The following is a 17,716-nucleotide window of genomic DNA, read 5'->3' as shown; positions in this document are numbered from 1 at the left end:
GATTATGAATTTGACCCAGTGTATCGCGCGCGTAGGTTGGTTAATATTGCAGGCTTTTCTATATGCCAGATGTAGAAAACCCAGTGATAACACTGGGCTTATTTGATGAATTTGAGAGAATTATGGCCATGGATTATCGAGTTGTATTTGCTCTCTTGCTGCCAGAGCTTGCCCTTCTATGTCTATTGCTTCTTGCTCGCATCCCTGCATCCGCTTTACACGAGCTTCAGCAAAAAGAGGATCACAAACTCGGCTGTATAAATCACGCCTTGTTTCATCCACTTGATTAAAATCACCAATATGTTTATTGCTTTGGTTAGTCACCCATTGATCATCAATCCATTCATCAAAAAGGGTTAATGGCTCACTAAGAGTAAAGCCTTCTTTTATCTCGCCAACCTTTTCGACTTCTTCATATTGAGTGCAATCACTACAATCAAAGATCAACTGACCTCGATGATCTTCTATTTGTAGCCATTCATCATCAACCAATTGAACCACAAATCCTTTATTCGCCTCTGGTGGCTCAATTAAAGAATAGCTTTCAGGTAACTCTTGAGGATAAGAGTGAATACAATGTATTTGCGCTTTTTCATCCCAATAAAAGCGACCGATAAACAACGAAGTGACAACCCAAACACCATCAATAAAGTAACAACGCTCAAGCGCTTTATTGTATTTTGGTAAGGCGATTTCTGTACTTTGAGCAGGCAGCCCCATATGAGCCCGTATTGTCATTGAACCATCATGGGTAAACTCACCGCTCTCATCAAAGTGGTATAAATGAGCGACTCTATCTTTGTTTGAAAAATTCATTATGCTGCCCTCGTTATGTACAGCCATCGAATCGAATTAGGGTTAGTTTCATCACCAGTACCAGTAATTATCCCCGTTGGTGTCCCAGCTGATACTGGTGCTGTTTTCTGAGTTTGTGACCACTGCTGTTGATATGACATATAAAAACCACTACTTCCCCCACTAGCAACATTACCCCCTTTAAATGTTGCTGAATGTTGATGAGGATCCATTTCATCTCCAGAAAATCCTAACGGTTGAACCGACTGCCCTTTAATAGATAAAGGCGTTTCTCCTTCCCCTAAACCTCGAATGTAATTTTTTCGCATATCGGGCATTACACCACTTGGAAAACGCTCCGCTAATTTGGTGAATACAGTTTTATCAAAAGACTGGCCGATATAAGCGATAAATTTAGGCGGCGCTTCTGCTGCTGGGTATGGGATAGGACAACCTACCGGATAAATTAACTCGGCTAATGGAAGCCATAAGTTGTCTAAAACAAACTTTTGTATTCCACGCCAGAGTTGCGGTAATTGAATGAATTTAGGCTCATTTGACTCAGTATCAATATCGTCATCTGTTGCGGTTTTCTCTTTCAGCTTTTTAGGGGTGACTATGGTTTCATCATCATCACTGTTCATTTTATCTATTGTCGTGATTTTTGCGATACCGGCTAATTCTTCAGTGGCATAGGGTGCGCCCATTAACTCAACCGTAATATTTTTAATGCTTGAGCCTGCAAGGTTAAGCTCAAACGATTCAGTAATAATGGTATTACTTCGCTTTAAAGACATAATTTCACCATCGCGGCTATCAACCGCAAAGAGAGTTCCGTCTTCTAGAAAATAACCAATTTCTTTACCATCAAAAGAAGTGTTTCCTGCAAACACCGCTTCAAAATGCAACTGACCAAGCGCAGGAATTGAGCCGCGACTCAACGCTTCACGCGCCACTTCATTTTTTAGTTGCGCTTGGCCTGCACTAGGTACATACCCATCAAGACCAATCCCTATATGCGTGATTTTATAATTGACACCAAGTGCTTCGGCTTCAATTGAGGCGGCAATGCCTGCATCCGTAATTAATAAACTCATTGAGTGACCTCATATTGATAAAGGGTTCGAGTGTGTCTTGCATTAGCGACTTGAGTATGAACATTAATGGCGCTGTTATATATCCACTGAATTTCAGTATGAGGAAGACGCACTTTTTCAAATTCAAACCACGCTTTTTCACACCGCTCATTCGAGGCAAGTGACACATAAATCAAATTGGGATTATTTCGTGTATCACTCACCACTCCTTGCCCACCAGAGCTAATAAGTAATGCTTGATAATCGCTAAGCTTCCAACCAAATAAGCTTTCATTGAAATCCGTTAACAGTGCCAATTGGATTTCATCATTGGTCACTTTAAAGTCGGCGGCCATCCCTAAAATAGTGTTAGTGAGCTCGGTATTATCCGCCTCTTGCCAGTAATCCCCTTGAGGCAATAAATTACGGATAGCATCAGCAAAATCGGCTTCACTGTAATCCACAATTAAGTCAGAGGTGTCCATGTCACCTCCCCTAAAACATGAATTTCACTGTCCGTAATAAATTGCTCTTCGGTTGGCTGTTTAACGATGTAATTACTGGTAATAGGGGCAATGGCAAGCACTATTTCAGTAGGGGTAATGGACACTTGTTTTGGTGGATTCACCGATTCATCACGCTGCCCCATTTTGTCTTTAAATAATTCCTGGAGTGCCACAATTACATCCGCTCTCACCTGCTCATCTTGAACATTTTGAATTTCAACATCGACCGCTTTATGCGTTGGGATAGCCACTAAAGGGTGGCACCCTGCCAACCGCTCTTTATCAATAAACGTTTGTACCGTTGTGATGACTTCTAAAGATAACGTGGGATCATTTTCTCTCGCACCAATGTAGACTTGAACCATGCCACGCTCAGGCGTGTTATCTAACGCCCATGCAAAATCCACATCAGCATGAGCTGAGAGTGCCCAACTTTCATAATCGTCTCGTCGTCCAACTTCTTGACCTTTATTGAAAGCCGTGCAGATACGTTGACGCCAATGCTCTAACTCTTCAATGTCAGCGCCGCCACTAAAGCCAAGACAAAGCACATTATCAGGATCCACTCCACTGATACTTTTTGATAATCGAAGCACCGCGCCATTTGGTAAGTTTCCAGATACGCCAGCAATGAGCGCAATCACTTCCACATCTTCATTACTGTACTGAGCTCGAATGGTTTGGTATTCACTGCCTGTAATATCAATAACGATTGAACCTTTAGGAATAGAAACCACACCACCTAATTGTTCAAATTGAATGAAACCTTTAGCGAACGTAGGAAGAAGTCGTTCAACATCATGACGCTCAGCGTGTAAATACAACCAAGGTTCAGATGCGGTTTCAGGATGCAACTCTCGAAAGAGCTGATCTTGATAGCCATATTGGCCATAACTAACCCCGGCAATGGCGCACGCAATAGCATCAATCGCTGGGTTATGTTGACCTGTTTTCGCAATTAATGTGGCGGTTGCTCTATCAATTAACGCGTTTAGACTACGTTGTGTGCTCATGGTGTCACCTTTAATTTTGCCCCATCATTAAGCGTTAATATGACGTTTCTCGATAACTTACTTGAACCAATTTTCTTGACCTCAACCGTTACCGATTGCACATGCTTTTCATCAGCTAACCAAGCCAACGCCTCTTCATAAAAACGCTTTACTCGGCCAATGGTTTGCTCTGTCATTTTCTCGCGCTTAAGCGTCCAATCACGAGAGCCGATACTTCGAATAAACTCATCATTCCAACAACCGCCACGTTCCCTATTCTCCATACGGGCGCGATCATTTTTGGTCGCTTCAGCATGATTCAACACACTTTGAAGCACTGCATGAGTGAGCCCTTCTTTGGTATTTATCGGGGCTGTGATGGCATTCAAATTAAAATACGTCATGACACTTTGTAAGTCCCTGCTGAGCTGCCTTTATCAATGATCACTTCTGCATTTTGCGTTCTTTCTTTTACCACGGCTTTTGCAACCGCTTTGGCAAACTTACCAGCCATTGCAAATTCACTATCAAGAACAAAACCTTCAGCTTTAAGCTCTTCTTCTAGAAATGCTTGTAAATCTTTATCATTTGAAGCCATCTTTTATCCCGCCTTTACTTTTTTTGATGCCACAGCATGCGGCGCACCTGAAAAAGCACAACCATCACAATCCCTAACAACACCACCTTCAGCCCCATTGAGCTCAATTAGTTGAGCCGTCACAATGGCTTTACCATCGGCCTTTAGCGTGACATCTTTGTTTGCATTGACCTCAACCGCACCAAGCGATGTAATGGAAATGCCATTTTTCGTAAAATGAACCACATTGCCTTTATCATCCATCATGGCCACTTCACCTTCTTCCAATTCCATTTCATAGCGTTCATCTTCGACGCAAAATGAAAAACCTCGGCTCATCACGCCACCAAGAAAAAGAAGGTATGCACGAGAGCCCACTTTAGGGCGACTGACAAAACCATAGTTATGTAACCGTTTAATGCGATCATTGGTTTTGCCCGTAGATGTTTTTATCTGCAACACTTTGGTATTGGCTCCCGTCACGCTACCAATCGCCACCATATTTTTGATGCGACTCATCAACCGGTTAAACATGCGTTTTCTCCTTAAATGGTCTAAAGAACTCCACTTTAGTTTCAGCACTGGTTTCGGTTACGGATAAATCCAACGTTTTGACCAACAGCATTTCACTGAAATCTTGTGTTTTATCGGTGACTCGGATAGTTCGGTTTATGGCTTGTCCAGTTAACTCAACAAACACATCACCAATGGATGTGGATGCACTCAATCCTTTTGCAATCGCTAAATCTCGCTCATATTCCGCACGTGATTGGCAAGCTTCTGCGGTTTGAAGTTGGTCTGAAATAAAAACCGTTCGTCGCTGAGTATTAGCCGGTGCATAAGTCACGACCGCGTTGGCATCGTCCCACTGACCTTGAACTTCAATATGGTAAAATTGTTCAGTGAAATTTTTATCAATCACAAGCTCTTCAATATTTTTACCAACCTCAAGCGCAACCCCATCGAGTGTGGCTTGTGCAGGGTTTTCAATCGTAAGAATGCCATCACGCTCAACAAGAATAAAACCTTGCTCTTTTATGAGCTGAGCAAAATTATCAACCGGCGATTCGCCATTGATTTGAAATTCCGAAATAGGCACTAATGCACTCTTATCAATAGAGCAGTGAACCCCGAGTCCAAATTCTTTTGCGATGGCATGTAATAAGCGGTCAATGGTTTGGCCGTATTGCGCATCCATCGTAATGCGTGAATCAATCATGTTGGCACTTTTAGATCGCCCACTTATCGCCATAGAATGCTCACGACTTGTGGTCGAGTTCGTCGCTCTATCGATCATCCCAGTAAAAATACGTTGGCCATCCAACTTAAATTCAATCGGCAATGGACGCTCTATCACCATAACGGGAATGCGACAGTTAAACTCATGCGCTAGCTGCTCGATGGAATAGCGAAGGTTCGCGCTAAAAAATACGGTTGGCTTATTATCAATCAATAAGGTTAACTTCATTTCATTGCCCTCATGGATAACGTGCCATTCATAAACAATGGATGTTTCAGCGGATTGAGTGCTGATATTAATGCGGTATCGGTATATGTTTGGTGAGCTAAAAATAACGCAGGAATATACCGTCCACGTTCAATAAAACGTTGTGTTTCACTGCCCGTTTTTACTTTGTTGTATTGCGTTTCTATTCCTTCCTTTAAGCCTGTCAGCGCATAAAACAATTCTAGACTTTCCAGTGTTGAGTTCATCGTTACTTCATTAATTCGTTGTGAAATAGCAACGGTGAGCTGTTTCAAATCACTCATCATGATGCTTGGTTGCCCTTTCGCATTCACGGTATCAAACTCATTTTCCTGCTCTAGCGTTGCAACGGTTTTACTCATTTTCACTGCGGCGGTAACCATCTGAACATTGTAGTGAGCACTTGGGGCATTAGGATCAATTGCTGCCAACATATTGCTTTGTGCTGCTCTTGAATTATCTACCGCTTCATTTTCAGAATCAGGTTCAGAGCGTACTGCATCAGCAACACTATCAACGGTTTTACTCAACTGCTCAGCAAACTGCTCAGGAGCATTGGCAATACTTGAAATCGCAACCAAAGCACTATTGAGCTCTTGGTTTAAAGCCGAGAGGGTTTGGCTTGGCACGTTCAACTTGGTGGATATACCAACCAACTGATTAATGGCGTAAGTAAAGTGCTCTTGTAAGCTACTCACTTGAGCGGCATCCATCTCTTCAACATCTTGAACAAAGGTTTTTGTTGAACTCGCTTCAACCTCTGAAGCTTGCTCTTTTGAGCTCACGGTGATGGACGTCGACGAACTTAACTGTGGGACTTTCCCATCACGTAAGAACTTAAGAGATAACTCAACCACACCACGCTTGGTACTGATTTTTTGAGAAAACGTTTCAAAGACAAGCGGCAACTCACCAAGCCATGGATGCTCCAACTCTCCTTTAGGCGATGTGTTAAGACTCGCCAACAAGTTATTGGCTTCAACCAAAGAGGCTTTACCAACAAGCAAGACTTCTAAATCAATGCTGTTTGCAGCACTTCCCATCACTTTAATGCTAGGTAAATCCGCATAAGGAATTTCACTCACATGAAGACGTTGGCCACCATCGATGGACGTCGTTAAGATGTTCAATTCAAGGCCATTCCAACGCCCTTTCTCGTACTCTCTTTCCCACATGAGGTGACACTCTCTCAAGTTAAATAAAAACCAATCGTGTTATGCAAAAATCCTGAATATTTCATCGCAGGGGTCAGCGATTTAGGCTCGCTCGGACTCACCCTCCCCTCCGCACCAAAATTCAACACAACAATAAAACGAAAAATAAACGCAAATTATTTATGCAACTCTATTAAACCCAACTCTTTGTTTGATTTAAACTAATTGCATTTCTAGCTGATCGTTTTAGAGATCCTTTCAGATCGTTTTCTTGCGTTTTTTATAATTCGTCGAATATATCCATCTGGCTTGCATCTTTACACAATTCAGGTTGCAACTCGGCATCCGGTTTTTGGCCTGTTGACTCAATAAAATGCGAAAATAATGTGTGTGCAACGAACACTTTTCCGCAATTTAAGTTCAAGCATTGGCAGTACAATTCACGTGTTTCTGGTGAAATAGCACGTGATGTAGCAATACGTGTTTTGGTTAAGCATTTTGGGCATGTAATTAACATTCTCAGCTCTCCATTTTCTAACGCAACATTGGGGTTAATCGCCCCTCTAAATAATCTGCAGTAAAACTCTTCCAATAACTCAATTCATTTTCGTCATGCGTTTCAATGGGGATGGGATCATTCAGTACCGCTTGCCAATACGCTTGTTTATCTTTGAATTGAATAAAGCGATCATGATAAAAACCATCGGCTTCGTTTTTTAACTCAGATAAGTCCATATCACGACAATCCATTCCCCAACCGCGCGCACCAGCTGCCCACATCAAAAAATCATCCAATTTATCTTTGGCTTCTTTGCCATCAAACGAGATTGAAAAATTATTAGCCGTGGAGACATGCACTTGTCGTGACTTCATTTCTTTTTTCACATTGAGTGCCTGTTTCTCCAATCGAATAATGCGACTTTGCATTTTCTTCAATTTGTCTTCAGGCTCTCCCTTTTTGATTGCCACCGCTTTGGCTTTAATGGTTTGGCTTTTCTGATAGGACAATCGATTTAATGTGCGCTCCAATGGTTTTTTCCATCGTTCTAATCGGTAACCCAATTCTTTAATAATTGCGGTAATGTTATCGGCTTCAAAAGAGGCGATGCATTCCCAAGCCGGTGCGCGCGAGCACTTCGCAATGTTATAGCGATTACCTCGAATTAATCCTTGTTCGGCATTGTCACCTTTGGCCGCATAACCCACTGCTTTAATGATGTAACTGCCTGCGGCTTTTGGCTCTCGAATCCGCTCTAATTTCGCAAAGCCATGCCCCCAAATTTTTTCAAATCGTTTTGCCCACGCACTGAACAAATGCGGTTCCACAGTCCATTTCAATAAAACGTGAACGTGTGGATTTGGTTCCCCATCTTCATTGGCTGGGCACTCGGCTACCCAAATATAATGAAAATCGTCTTTCATGAACGATGGTCCAAAGTCTGTAGGTATTGATTTGAAATGAGGTGGTACTTGTTCGTGAGTCAAATCGCTGTATTTAGCATGCGAGTGTTTATCCGTTTGCACGGTATGATCTGCAAGCCAACCGCGTTGATACATTTTCTTTAAACCATCAAGCAAGCGTGACACTTCTTTGCCAATCGTCGTTTCAATTGTTTTATCAATGGTAAATTCAGCTTTAGGCTTTTGAGATAACAAGCAGTAATCCCCTGCAATCTCACCACTCGCATTCATTAATTTTGGCATCTGGCCATCAATGGCAATCGAAGTATAAGCACCTCCGATATTACAAACGGGTGACTCGGCTCGCTTTACAAACTCCGATGATTTATACGTCACCATATTGCGGCGAAAACGAACGGGGTGATGAGCACCAATTGAGTTCACATCACTTGGGTCAGCTAAACCACCAAAAATCCGTAAACGCTGCTCTTTGTTAAACGTCAACGTTAAGAACGTAGTAAAACCACCATGGCAAGTTGAAATATAAGCCGCACTTTCAAATATTTTAGATACCGACCTGGAGGTGAGTTTTTCAGAAAAACGCTCTCCAGTATTTGCATCTGGTGCATTACTTACTGGTGTTTGCGTTACCACTTGGCCACGATATTGACCACTCCACTCTCGATGCTGAACTTGAAAAGAAACAGGCGCTAATTTTGACTCATCATTATTTCGTTTCCCCTTTTCATGCAAAATGGCAGCAGTACTTTGGCTTGTAGAGCCATATAACACGTCTTGGCTGAAATGCGACTCAGTGGATGCCAACTCAATTGGGTACGGAGTACCACGCCCTAGAACTCGCAGAGTGTTGCGAATATCCCACTTTCTTGAGTCCATTTTTTGTGTCGGACTTTTGCGCCCATTGACAAGCCTATAGTCTTCGGCGATTCTCGCCGCCGCTTCGCGGACGTGTTTAGGTGGTCGATTTAACTTTTCAAAATGCTCTGTGGCAATTTCAACTTCAGTGACATGTTTAGATTTTCGATTTAAGACTCGATCATAAACAGGCAGTTTTTTGAACAATCCTGCTTCTAAAAGCTGCATTTCTTGCTGAGAATAAGGCTGAACCTGAATTTTTGAACCTAAAAAACCCGCTCGAAAGCAGGCATCATTTTTCTTAATTTCATCTTGGGGTCGTATTGACCCCACGACATAGAGTAAATCTTTCTCTTTCATCGGTGCATCAATGCTCTTTTTGATTGAATTTGAAAGGTTCTGGAATAACGAAAGTCTGAACAATAAGTTTTCAATCCATCCACTTTTGGTTTTACGATGGATTTGTTTTTATTGATTTCTTTCTTTAAGCGTTGGATCCAGTGAAGACCTAAACTTTTTGTTTCTTCAGATAAGTACACTCGTTCATCATTCATAACTCAGCAAACTCCTGCGTATCACAAACCATAAAACCACCAGTATGATCACCACGAACAATCACACCTTTAGTAATATGTTCACAATTCAACTGGCCACATGCGTTATCAATAGCGAGCTCTTTTGATTCAAATTCACCGAGCTCTTCTATTCGTATTTCATCCGTCTTTGCATCACGAACAACCCCACCGCCACTATTTAAAACCACAGCAAGAAAATGCAACATAATCACCCCTCCAGATCACCATAGCACTGAGTTCAACATACAAATCAGCCCATCCTTCAAGGTGCTGCTCTGTTGGGGCTTGCCCATGACTTTGCATGTAAGCAATGACCATTTTTGCTAAAAACTTATCCTTGGTCATGCTGCCACCTCTGCGTTATCTCTTGCTTCAATGATTAATTCAGCTAATTTACTTTCTAACTCAACAGCATCTTCAAGCGAATTTTTCCAATTGAGATAAACCGTTTTATGAAGTAATGTTTTTCCCCCTACCGTATCTTCCCAAACAACCACACTAATTCCTGAAGTGTTAGAATAAATATTAAACGTAATTATTAATGATGGTGGTGCGTCCAACGTCATCCCAGCTATAGAACTGATAATCAATTGAATATCACGTGTCGATTCATTTAAGTTTGTTTGACTCATAATTAAATCCTTATGCAAATCCCGGCAATGGTGCACCAGAAGTAATAAAATCCACGCCCATAGAAAGATAAGAAACCGCATTGGGTGTGCGTCCTTCAATATCGTTAATTAGTAAGACTAAGTTTCCTATTGAGGCTTGGGCTTTTTTGATAATGGTTTGTTTGCTTTGGTGAGTAATTCGAGTTTGACCTGCATGATCTAGCGCTTCTTTTGCCAAGTCCCCTGCATACATAGAGTTCTCTAATGCTCGTTTAGCAAAAGTCTCTTCACTTGCATCAATAGGAACATTCGCAGTAACAACACCAAGTCCACGTAATAAACAATTTACGATAGTGTAATCACCTGAAACTTTGGCAACCATGACCATTTCTACACAAGTAAGAACGTGCGGTTGTTCAGGATTAAGTTTATTTCGAAGCATTGTTGGTGACATTTTTAATGACTCAGCAATTGCCGTCATGTTTTCGTTACCACGGAAGGCATAACATGCTTCTTCAAATGCCTTTTGTTTGGATTCGCGAAAATCGCACATTGTTGTTTTATCGGACATATCAGATACTCAACAGGTAGCAAATGAAACGTAAACTAAAACTTGGCTTCTAAAGCATGTTTAGTTAACAAAGCAAGGTTAATAAGATTAAGTTCACGTGAGCCCTCTTTAGGCAATACTGGAAACTTTTTCGCACTAATCTTTCTTTCAATAGTACCGGGCTTAATACCTGATATTTCTGCATATCGCTCTGTCGTAACGTACGGTGCAGCAATAGCGATAATGATTGTTGACTGATCCATGTTTATTGCCTCATTTTTAGTTAATAGAGCTAAGTTAATAAGGGTCATTTCCTTATTGCCACTTTTAGGCATCACCGGAATTTTGCCTTCACGGATATGCTTTAAGACCGTGTTTTTGTTCTTTTTTGTTATTTCAACGTAACGTTCAACAGTGACGTAAGGCGCTGAAATTTCAAGAACATAAGGTTCTTTCATCTATCACCTCTTAGCTTCATTTTGTTCACGGGCAATCACAACTGGCTGGAACCTTAGTTGATTGCCCACTCCTTTCTCCCGCACTTGCTCACAAATGCATTCAAAAGTTATCTATATGTTTGTTTTGAAGTTAAACGTGTGCGATTCTTACGTATATAACCAAATAAACGCATATAACAACGAATAGAGTTTACATTTGACTTCAAAATCATCCTTTCGAGCTAATCTTTGATCGCTTTTGATTTTCAGTCAACAGTTATTTACTCCTATTGTTAATAATTCAACAGGATTAGTCTAAATGTCAGAGATCGATCAACAATTGGAAGAGCTTAAAATGCTCACAAATACATCGACGAATACGGAATTAGCAACTTGTTTAGGTGTGGCAAGAAATACTGTTCAAACATGGCGTATACGTGGAAAAATTCCTGAAAGAATTTTTATCAAAGCCAAACAAATTGCCGATGGTTCAATAAACTCAACATCAAAATATATTGAATTAGATTTTTATGATGTAGAAGTGAGTGCAGGATCTGGCGCATTAGTTGTTCAAGAAAATCAACCTGAAGGCATCGCTTTTAGTCGTAATTTCATCACTAATGAAATTGGTGTGCGACCAAACAATATATTCTTGATGCCCGTTCGTGGCGATAGCATGACTCCAACACTACAGAATCAAGCTGTAATAATGGTAAACCGCATTGAAGAATTCACAGGTGATGGAATTTATGTTTTCCGTTTCGATGGTCAATTGATGGTCAAACGCCTTCAATTCACCAAAGCAGGTTTAAGTATTGTGAGTGACAATGAAACTTACGAGAAATGGGAATTAACAAGAAAAGAAATGACTACCTTTGATTTTGAAATCATCGGTGAAGTTGTGTGGGCTGGGCAGAAGGTATAAGAAAGTGATAATTAAATATACTGTAAATACTACTTCTGGGTGCATTCCGGCGGATGTTACTGGGGAATTACCAATGTTAGCCGTAATCACTGGCAAAAACGGAAGTGGTAAATCTCACCTATTCCAATCTATAGCCAATGGCTCAACAAGTATTACCATACATGACCGACCGATCACAAAAGAGCAGATAAAATATATCGGCTTTGGTCAATTAATACCAAAACTCAGTGCGGCCTTTGATCCTCAAACCTTAAATCAAGTCGCTAATGAACTCTGGGGATACGTTGTTCAAGCTAATCAAACATTAACGAAGAGTATAGCATTTAATAATTCATCTCATAGCCAACGATCAAACCAATTATTTAACGCTATAAAACAAAATCCAAAAATAACCAAAATTATACAACAATATCAACAAAACGCTCGACGAGTGGGTCGTTCTAAAAGGCCTCTGCACAAAGTTGAGTTACTTGAAGCTTTCTTTAAAATTGAAAACTTAGAGCTTAGTAAGCTTTCACAAAGTGAATTTTTAAGTATTGTAAAAAAGAGTAACCTTCCTTTAAATACAGAAAATGAGGATCTGTTTACAGCGGCACTTTCAGAAATATTTATGCGATATCAAATGTTGTGGATCGAAAATCTGAATAACAGATTATACCGCGATGCAGGACAACACAATTTAGTGACATCTACACCATTAACTGAACAAGAATTTATAGACAAATACTCTGAGCCACCTTGGGTTTCTTTAGATAATGCTCTTAATAAACTAGAGCTACCATACACAGTTACTACACCTAAAGACTTACAAGCACATGCTATATTCAATTGTGAATTTATTCATCGCACTCAAAACGGGGTAAAAGTAGATAGCTCTCATCTATCTACTGGTGAAAAAGTACTTCTTTCGCTTATACTGGCAATTTATGTAAACGATAGTATTGATACATTTAAACTATTGATTCTTGATGAACCAGATGCACCACTTCACCCTTCAATGTCTAAAATCATGCTTGAGTTAATTGAAGAAGAAATTGTCCAAAAGCGTGGCATTAGTGTAATTATGTCTACGCATAGCCCAGCAAGTATTGCATGTACTCCTGCTAGATATCTGTTCAAAATGAACGCTACAAATCGAGTGACGGAAAAATGTACACTAGAGGATGCGACAGCCTTACTGACTGAAGGATTTCCTAGTTTTTCAATCTCAGTAGACAATCGCAGACAGGTTTTTGTTGAAAGTTTTAATGATGTTACTAATCATGAATTACTGTTCTCTATTTTATTTAGAGATCGTTCACATCCAATTCAATTGCAGTTTATTGCTCCAAACAATCACAAAAATAATGATACCCCTAATAAGCACCATACAAACTGTGATGATGTTAAATATTTAGTCGAAACACTAAGAGCTAGAGGCGGTAGCACATATGGCCTAATAGATAGAGATACAGATAACCAAGCAAAAAATGGTATTGTGATTCTAGGGTTAGGTAATCGTTACACAATAGAGAATTATATTTTAGAACCTCACTTTATTGGCTTAGCCTTATTAGATAACAGGCTCATTACTCCTGCCGAACTAGGGTTTCCTCAATATCACAATGCTTTAGATATCAAAAATGCTATGCATAGCACTGTAAACTTACAAACTCTTATTGACCATGTTGAAAAACAATTATGGGGCGAAACTCTTGACCAAGTAGAGTGTGAATTAGTTAATGGAAAAGTTGTAAAAATTCACAGACAACAACTGGAAATGCAAGGCCATCCCTTAGAAGAGAAATATAAATCAGTTTGGGGGGATAAATTAATGAAAATAGGCAACCATCGCGATAAAAAAGAAAGATTAAAGCGTTGTTTAATAAACACAGTAATTAATGAGTTACCGGGACTTTTATCAAAAGATATTTTAGATACATATTTAGAATTTAAATAACCAATAAAAAAGCCTCCAAAATGGAGGCTTTTTTATATTAATTGTCGATTTCTACTACATCATCGTAAGCTCTTCGATATTGTTTTAAAAGAGTTAACCAAGTTCGTAAAGAATTCGCTCGTCTTTTAACTGTTTGTCCTTGTAACCCTTTAACACATTCAGCAATAAACTGTTCTGAAGTGGAAGGGTCTAAACCGCCGATATCAGTAACTCCACTCCATTTCATCCAAGCACAACCAAAATCACTAGATTCAACTCTATCAGCTAAAAATTGGTATTGTGCAATACGACTACTCTTATGACAAAGAGCTCTACCCGCTGATGCTATTGTTAAATTATTATTTAATAATCCTAAGCAACGTGCTGCATGAGTATAATATTCGACTTGACGTTCAGAATTAACCCCATCAATAATTTCATGGTGTAATTCATCACCTTCACATCTAATTTTTACAATATCAATAACTCTATCTAAATCATTTGCTTGTGGAACTTTATTTGAATCAATAAAAGTGACCGTGCTACTTTCAAGCTTCTTAATTATTGGTAATAATGCGCTTGAAGTTATTACCACAGGCTCTTTTAATAGCTCTGAAGTTTTAGGCTTCAACGTTAGTTCCAATTTATGCAAATTTACTATATCAAGCAGGTCTTTTAACCTATATGGGTCTAACTCTAAATTCTTTAAATTTTCTTCAAGTAAGTTTGGGGCACTTAATAAAGCTCCCAGTTGTTCAATTGCAATAGTAGCTCTTGCATGATCACTAGTGCCTAATTTCATATCAAAAGAACCATAAACAGCACTTAAGGGATGAACACTTGGTCGTTTTTTAGAATTATTATCTTTCATTAATAACTCTATTATCTCATTAAACGCATCAATTACTTTAGTTACTACATTACTATTAGGGGTTTCGCCTTTACTTTTCTTTGCTATACGAAGATTAAAATCCCATTTTGATTCAGGTGCAATTGACTGTAATTCACCAATATCAATAGAGAATTTTTCTGGTGGCAAATTTACTTCAGCATGAATATTAAAAGGTTCGATAACATTAGCTTTAGAGTTTGCCTCTGAATATACAGACATAACCATCAATCTTTTCGATTCTGCAAAAGCTTGATGAAAAGTGGATTCTTCACGAAGTAATTCATCCAATTTTTTTTGCGATATTGGCATGTAAATCCACTTTGTGCATTCACCACCGTCATAATCACCGCTCCAATATACTAAATAAAGCGAATCTAGCTCATCCTTCACAGAAAAACATTTTGGTCCTAAAAAATCATCATAAATTTCAAAAAACCTTAACTTACCTAAAACCGTATTGTTCGGTAATACGTCCATTATAATGTGACCCCATTTTTAATGTAATTATGGGGTTCTGCACCATCTTGAACCCAAAGAGTTATATGTCCATTAATCGATAATTCTTCTGGTACTACACCTAAATCAGGCGTTAAATTACCAGTTGCAACTTTCCAAGTATCATACTGTTCTGGACAAGGATAATTAACTTTAACTCTCTTAATCTTATCTAATTTTGACCAAAATGAAACCCCATATGAAAGAGGGATCTGTTCTCTTGTATAAGGATAATTAGGTTTTTCATCTCTATGTCTTTGAAAGTCAATCTCTTTAGGTGGAATAGTTCGTACTAATCGGTAGACCACACCTTGTGCAGGAACTACTTTATCCTTACATGGGACATCTTCAGGGAAATCTATTGGCCAACAATATTCGATGTTAATAGTCATAATAATATAGACATTTCTTATATTTTATATACTTGATTTCATTAAAAATAAATCAAAGTATTAATTGTGATTATTTATTTTTTCACACTATACCATGTCATATAAAGAGTTATAATAACCAATAGTTAGTTATAACAAGATATATCACACTTTAGAGCTATTTTATCAAAAATTGGAGACTCACTTGGATAATAACATCGAGACAATTAAAAAAAGTAAATGCTGTTTCGTAACCTTCTTAGTACCGACTTACATTGTTATTTACACATTATTTTCAATTTGGTTACTTATCGATGGGTGGATTAACGGATTTTCATCTATATTTTGGCTTTGGTCTATTACTCCAGAAACATCCACGTTACCACCGCCAGTCTACAACCTATTATTTACAATGCTTGGAGCTTTACTCGGCTGTGCCGTTCTAGGTATTACATCTTTTCACCGCTACAAAGCTATTGATAAGGCTTTCGATATTGACCATCTTTCGGGCTTCATTTTAGCACCAATACTTGCTCTTATAATTGGTTTACTTATATTTGCAATGTTGCAAAGTGGTTTGGTTGTTTTAACTAACCAATCAGTTTCAACAGGAAATACTAATCCAGAAACAACCGCCACTCTAGGTTACTTAGCTATCGGGGGTATAAGCGGGTACAATTGGGATGTATTTGTTAAAAAACTACAAGAACTTTCTGCAAATGTAATGAATACTACACCTCAAGAAAAAAACGCTAACGTAGAAAGTATCAATACTAAAGAAGATGAAAAATAATCCCCTCGCAAGAATCACATCTTTTCTATTTCGTTTTGAATAAAAAAAGGAGCTAATAAGCTCCTTTTTTATTAAATACCAGAACTCACAAAACTTCGCTCATTACCGCAGCACTAAAATATTAAGCTCAACCAATTATAGTGAAAAGAAGATATATTGACCTGTTCGATAATCGCAACTTAAAACATTGAACCTTTACTCACAATTTTGTACTGTTTATATATACAGTTATTTGGTGCTATATATGACAGTTCGTAAATTAGATGACGGAAAAAAGAACCCTTGGCTTTGTGATGTTTACCCTCAAGGACGTAAAGGTAAACGAATTCGAAAACGCTTCGCTACTAAGGGCGAAGCGCTTGCTTATGAAAAATTTATTTTAATTGAATCAAACGATAAACCTTGGCTTGCAGAAAAGTCAGATAATCGACGTCTATCTGCTCTTATTGATATATGGTTTCAATTACATGGTAAGCAACTTAAATCTGGTGCTCATGTTAAACGTCGGTTGGAAATAATTAGTGAACAAATGCTAAACCCCCTAGCAAGAACATTAACCCCTGCTGATTTTGTTCAATATCGCGCAGCTCGAAAAACAATATCAAAGCATAATGGCCGTCATGGTGAAGAACTTTCTTCTAGCTCTCATAATTTCGATCTACTAATACTACAAAGCATGTTTAATTTTTTAATCGAGATTAAAGAATGGCTGCAACCTAACCCTATTCATGGCATTAAGAAAATTAAAAAAAATGAGCATGAATTAGCGTTCTTAACTCACGAGCAAATTGATGAGTTATTTAAAATTATAAATAAAAGCCCTATTGCAGATCAGTTGGCTGCCATTTTCAAAATTTGTTTATCTACAGGTGCTCGCATAATGGAAGCTGTTAATTTGCAAGGTTCTCAAATCTCACCATACAAAATAACTTTTACTCAAACGAAAGGTAAAAAAAATCGAACAGTTCCTATTTCAGAAGAACTATATAGTGAAATTTATAAACCAACATCTGGCCGAATATTTACATGCTGCTATGGCGTAACCCACAAATGGCTTACCACAGCTCTTCCTGATTTACCCAAAGGACAAGCAACACATGTACTAAGACACACTTTTGCTTCTCATTTTATGATGAATGGTGGCAATATCATTGTATTACAGAAAATCCTTGGGCATGTGGATATTAAGCAAACAATGGTTTACGCTCACTTTTCACCAGATCATCTAAATGATGCCATTGAGCTCAACCCTTTGTATCACAGTCAAAAAATGACTACAAAATGAC

23 protein-coding genes are annotated in these 17,716 nt (G+C 38.9%); 4 read left to right on the top strand and 19 right to left on the bottom strand.

Annotation, left to right across the window (positions count from 1 at the left end):
* Positions 1-120 precede the first annotated feature (120 nt).
* The 17 genes from GNP81_RS10265 to GNP81_RS19390 all read right to left on the bottom strand — a co-directional run bounded on the left by GNP81_RS10265 (position 121) and on the right by GNP81_RS19390 (position 11,057).
* Positions 121-816 (bottom strand): hypothetical protein, encoded by a 696-nt coding sequence (locus tag GNP81_RS10265; protein ID WP_155674586.1) that lies wholly within the window; start codon positions 814-816, stop codon positions 121-123.
* A complete protein-coding gene (locus GNP81_RS10260) occupies positions 816-1,892 on the bottom strand; it encodes a phage tail-collar fiber domain-containing protein (protein ID WP_155674587.1) in 1,077 nt (358 codons plus the stop codon). Before GNP81_RS10260 ends, GNP81_RS10265 begins: the two co-directional genes overlap by 1 nt.
* On the bottom strand, positions 1,889-2,356 hold the full coding sequence (locus GNP81_RS10255; protein WP_155674588.1) for a hypothetical protein: 468 nt from the start codon (positions 2,354-2,356) through the stop codon (positions 1,889-1,891). The genes GNP81_RS10260 and GNP81_RS10255 overlap by 4 nt, the downstream gene beginning before the upstream one ends.
* A complete protein-coding gene (locus GNP81_RS10250) occupies positions 2,338-3,390 on the bottom strand; it encodes a baseplate J/gp47 family protein (protein ID WP_155674589.1) in 1,053 nt (350 codons plus the stop codon). Before GNP81_RS10250 ends, GNP81_RS10255 begins: the two co-directional genes overlap by 19 nt.
* On the bottom strand, positions 3,387-3,773 hold the full coding sequence (locus GNP81_RS10245) for a phage GP46 family protein (RefSeq protein ID WP_155674590.1): 387 nt from the start codon (positions 3,771-3,773) through the stop codon (positions 3,387-3,389). Before GNP81_RS10245 ends, GNP81_RS10250 begins: the two co-directional genes overlap by 4 nt.
* Positions 3,770-3,967 carry a hypothetical protein gene (locus GNP81_RS10240; protein WP_063655818.1) on the bottom strand — a complete coding sequence of 66 codons (198 nt, stop codon included), beginning with the start codon at positions 3,965-3,967 and terminating at the stop codon, positions 3,770-3,772. Before GNP81_RS10240 ends, GNP81_RS10245 begins: the two co-directional genes overlap by 4 nt.
* A 3-nt stretch (positions 3,968-3,970) precedes the next feature.
* Complete coding sequence (locus GNP81_RS10235; protein WP_155674591.1) at positions 3,971-4,480, bottom strand: phage baseplate assembly protein domain-containing protein; 510 nt, start codon at positions 4,478-4,480, stop codon at positions 3,971-3,973.
* Positions 4,473-5,414, bottom strand: coding sequence for a phage tail protein (locus tag GNP81_RS10230; RefSeq protein ID WP_155674592.1), 942 nt, complete (start codon positions 5,412-5,414; stop codon positions 4,473-4,475). Before GNP81_RS10230 ends, GNP81_RS10235 begins: the two co-directional genes overlap by 8 nt.
* The gene (locus GNP81_RS10225; protein ID WP_155674593.1) at positions 5,411-6,607 is read right to left on the bottom strand and encodes a DNA circularization N-terminal domain-containing protein; all 1,197 of its coding nucleotides are present in this window, start codon (positions 6,605-6,607) and stop codon (positions 5,411-5,413) included. Before GNP81_RS10225 ends, GNP81_RS10230 begins: the two co-directional genes overlap by 4 nt.
* Positions 6,608-6,866: 259 nt before the next feature.
* Entirely contained in the window at positions 6,867-7,103 is a 237-nt protein-coding gene (locus GNP81_RS10220; RefSeq protein WP_063648221.1) for an Ogr/Delta-like zinc finger protein, read from the bottom strand.
* 17 nt (positions 7,104-7,120) lie between these two features.
* Positions 7,121-9,223 (bottom strand): rolling circle replication-associated protein, encoded by a 2,103-nt coding sequence (locus GNP81_RS10215; RefSeq protein ID WP_155674594.1) that lies wholly within the window; start codon positions 9,221-9,223, stop codon positions 7,121-7,123.
* Complete coding sequence (locus GNP81_RS10210) at positions 9,220-9,417, bottom strand: hypothetical protein (protein WP_063648219.1); 198 nt, start codon at positions 9,415-9,417, stop codon at positions 9,220-9,222. The genes GNP81_RS10215 and GNP81_RS10210 overlap by 4 nt, the downstream gene beginning before the upstream one ends.
* The gene (locus tag GNP81_RS10205; RefSeq protein ID WP_155674595.1) at positions 9,414-9,644 is read right to left on the bottom strand and encodes a hypothetical protein; all 231 of its coding nucleotides are present in this window, start codon (positions 9,642-9,644) and stop codon (positions 9,414-9,416) included. The genes GNP81_RS10210 and GNP81_RS10205 overlap by 4 nt, the downstream gene beginning before the upstream one ends.
* On the bottom strand, positions 9,613-9,783 hold the full coding sequence (locus GNP81_RS19325; protein ID WP_196587425.1) for a hypothetical protein: 171 nt from the start codon (positions 9,781-9,783) through the stop codon (positions 9,613-9,615). Before GNP81_RS19325 ends, GNP81_RS10205 begins: the two co-directional genes overlap by 32 nt.
* A complete protein-coding gene (locus GNP81_RS10200) occupies positions 9,780-10,070 on the bottom strand; it encodes a hypothetical protein (RefSeq protein ID WP_155674596.1) in 291 nt (96 codons plus the stop codon). The genes GNP81_RS19325 and GNP81_RS10200 overlap by 4 nt, the downstream gene beginning before the upstream one ends.
* A 10-nt stretch (positions 10,071-10,080) precedes the next feature.
* Positions 10,081-10,620: a phage regulatory CII family protein gene (locus GNP81_RS10195; RefSeq protein WP_155674597.1), complete on the bottom strand. Its 540-nt coding sequence runs from the start codon at positions 10,618-10,620 to the stop codon at positions 10,081-10,083.
* 35 nt (positions 10,621-10,655) lie between these two features.
* The gene (locus GNP81_RS19390) at positions 10,656-11,057 is read right to left on the bottom strand and encodes a hypothetical protein (RefSeq protein ID WP_235630593.1); all 402 of its coding nucleotides are present in this window, start codon (positions 11,055-11,057) and stop codon (positions 10,656-10,658) included.
* A 298-nt stretch (positions 11,058-11,355) separates the two neighbouring features.
* Between GNP81_RS19390 and GNP81_RS10180 the strand changes: the two genes are divergently transcribed.
* Both GNP81_RS10180 and GNP81_RS10175 read left to right on the top strand, forming a co-directional pair.
* Positions 11,356-11,961, top strand: a complete 606-nt coding sequence (locus tag GNP81_RS10180) for a LexA family transcriptional regulator (RefSeq protein ID WP_146865649.1) — start codon at positions 11,356-11,358, stop codon at positions 11,959-11,961.
* 73 nt (positions 11,962-12,034) lie between these two features.
* Positions 12,035-13,900: an AAA family ATPase gene (locus GNP81_RS10175; protein ID WP_155674598.1), complete on the top strand. Its 1,866-nt coding sequence runs from the start codon at positions 12,035-12,037 to the stop codon at positions 13,898-13,900.
* A 37-nt stretch (positions 13,901-13,937) separates the two neighbouring features.
* On the opposite strand, the gene GNP81_RS10170 is transcribed toward GNP81_RS10175, so the two are convergent.
* Together GNP81_RS10170 and GNP81_RS10165 are read right to left on the bottom strand one after the other, a co-directional pair.
* The gene (locus GNP81_RS10170) at positions 13,938-15,248 is read right to left on the bottom strand and encodes a DUF6575 domain-containing protein (protein ID WP_155674599.1); all 1,311 of its coding nucleotides are present in this window, start codon (positions 15,246-15,248) and stop codon (positions 13,938-13,940) included.
* Complete coding sequence (locus GNP81_RS10165; protein WP_155674600.1) at positions 15,248-15,658, bottom strand: hypothetical protein; 411 nt, start codon at positions 15,656-15,658, stop codon at positions 15,248-15,250. Before GNP81_RS10165 ends, GNP81_RS10170 begins: the two co-directional genes overlap by 1 nt.
* 184 nt (positions 15,659-15,842) lie before the next feature.
* Between GNP81_RS10165 and GNP81_RS10160 the strand changes: the two genes are divergently transcribed.
* Both GNP81_RS10160 and GNP81_RS10155 read left to right on the top strand, forming a co-directional pair.
* Complete coding sequence (locus GNP81_RS10160) at positions 15,843-16,430, top strand: hypothetical protein (protein WP_155674601.1); 588 nt, start codon at positions 15,843-15,845, stop codon at positions 16,428-16,430.
* A 244-nt stretch (positions 16,431-16,674) separates the two neighbouring features.
* On the top strand, positions 16,675-17,715 hold the full coding sequence (locus GNP81_RS10155) for a phage integrase (protein ID WP_155674602.1): 1,041 nt from the start codon (positions 16,675-16,677) through the stop codon (positions 17,713-17,715).
* The last annotated feature ends 1 nt before the right edge of the window (position 17,716 follow it).

It is taken from the genome of Aliivibrio fischeri, from assembly GCF_009727955.1.
GTDB classification, from domain to species: domain Bacteria; phylum Pseudomonadota; class Gammaproteobacteria; order Enterobacterales; family Vibrionaceae; genus Aliivibrio; species Aliivibrio fischeri_A.
This window is presented reverse-complemented; position numbering and strand designations above follow the sequence as displayed.

Coding starts and splice junctions, on each gene's coding strand:
- GNP81_RS10265 (WP_155674586.1), bottom strand. CDS start 816: ATGAATTTTTCAAACAAAGATAGAGTCGCTCATTTATACCACTTTGAT.
- GNP81_RS10260 (WP_155674587.1), bottom strand. CDS start 1,892: ATGAGTTTATTAATTACGGATGCAGGCATTGCCGCCTCAATTGAAGCC.
- GNP81_RS10255 (WP_155674588.1), bottom strand. CDS start 2,356: ATGGACACCTCTGACTTAATTGTGGATTACAGTGAAGCCGATTTTGCT.
- GNP81_RS10250 (WP_155674589.1), bottom strand. CDS start 3,390: ATGAGCACACAACGTAGTCTAAACGCGTTAATTGATAGAGCAACCGCC.
- GNP81_RS10245 (WP_155674590.1), bottom strand. CDS start 3,773: ATGACGTATTTTAATTTGAATGCCATCACAGCCCCGATAAATACCAAA.
- GNP81_RS10240 (WP_063655818.1), bottom strand. CDS start 3,967: ATGGCTTCAAATGATAAAGATTTACAAGCATTTCTAGAAGAAGAGCTT.
- GNP81_RS10235 (WP_155674591.1), bottom strand. CDS start 4,480: ATGTTTAACCGGTTGATGAGTCGCATCAAAAATATGGTGGCGATTGGT.
- GNP81_RS10230 (WP_155674592.1), bottom strand. CDS start 5,414: ATGAAGTTAACCTTATTGATTGATAATAAGCCAACCGTATTTTTTAGC.
- GNP81_RS10225 (WP_155674593.1), bottom strand. CDS start 6,607: ATGTGGGAAAGAGAGTACGAGAAAGGGCGTTGGAATGGCCTTGAATTG.
- GNP81_RS10220 (WP_063648221.1), bottom strand. CDS start 7,103: ATGTTAATTACATGCCCAAAATGCTTAACCAAAACACGTATTGCTACA.
- GNP81_RS10215 (WP_155674594.1), bottom strand. CDS start 9,223: ATGAAAGAGAAAGATTTACTCTATGTCGTGGGGTCAATACGACCCCAA.
- GNP81_RS10210 (WP_063648219.1), bottom strand. CDS start 9,417: ATGAATGATGAACGAGTGTACTTATCTGAAGAAACAAAAAGTTTAGGT.
- GNP81_RS10205 (WP_155674595.1), bottom strand. CDS start 9,644: ATGTTGCATTTTCTTGCTGTGGTTTTAAATAGTGGCGGTGGGGTTGTT.
- GNP81_RS19325 (WP_196587425.1), bottom strand. CDS start 9,783: ATGACCAAGGATAAGTTTTTAGCAAAAATGGTCATTGCTTACATGCAA.
- GNP81_RS10200 (WP_155674596.1), bottom strand. CDS start 10,070: ATGAGTCAAACAAACTTAAATGAATCGACACGTGATATTCAATTGATT.
- GNP81_RS10195 (WP_155674597.1), bottom strand. CDS start 10,620: ATGTCCGATAAAACAACAATGTGCGATTTTCGCGAATCCAAACAAAAG.
- GNP81_RS19390 (WP_235630593.1), bottom strand. CDS start 11,057: ATGAAAGAACCTTATGTTCTTGAAATTTCAGCGCCTTACGTCACTGTT.
- GNP81_RS10180 (WP_146865649.1), top strand. CDS start 11,356: ATGTCAGAGATCGATCAACAATTGGAAGAGCTTAAAATGCTCACAAAT.
- GNP81_RS10175 (WP_155674598.1), top strand. CDS start 12,035: ATGTTAGCCGTAATCACTGGCAAAAACGGAAGTGGTAAATCTCACCTA.
- GNP81_RS10170 (WP_155674599.1), bottom strand. CDS start 15,248: ATGGACGTATTACCGAACAATACGGTTTTAGGTAAGTTAAGGTTTTTT.
- GNP81_RS10165 (WP_155674600.1), bottom strand. CDS start 15,658: ATGACTATTAACATCGAATATTGTTGGCCAATAGATTTCCCTGAAGAT.
- GNP81_RS10155 (WP_155674602.1), top strand. CDS start 16,675: ATGACAGTTCGTAAATTAGATGACGGAAAAAAGAACCCTTGGCTTTGT.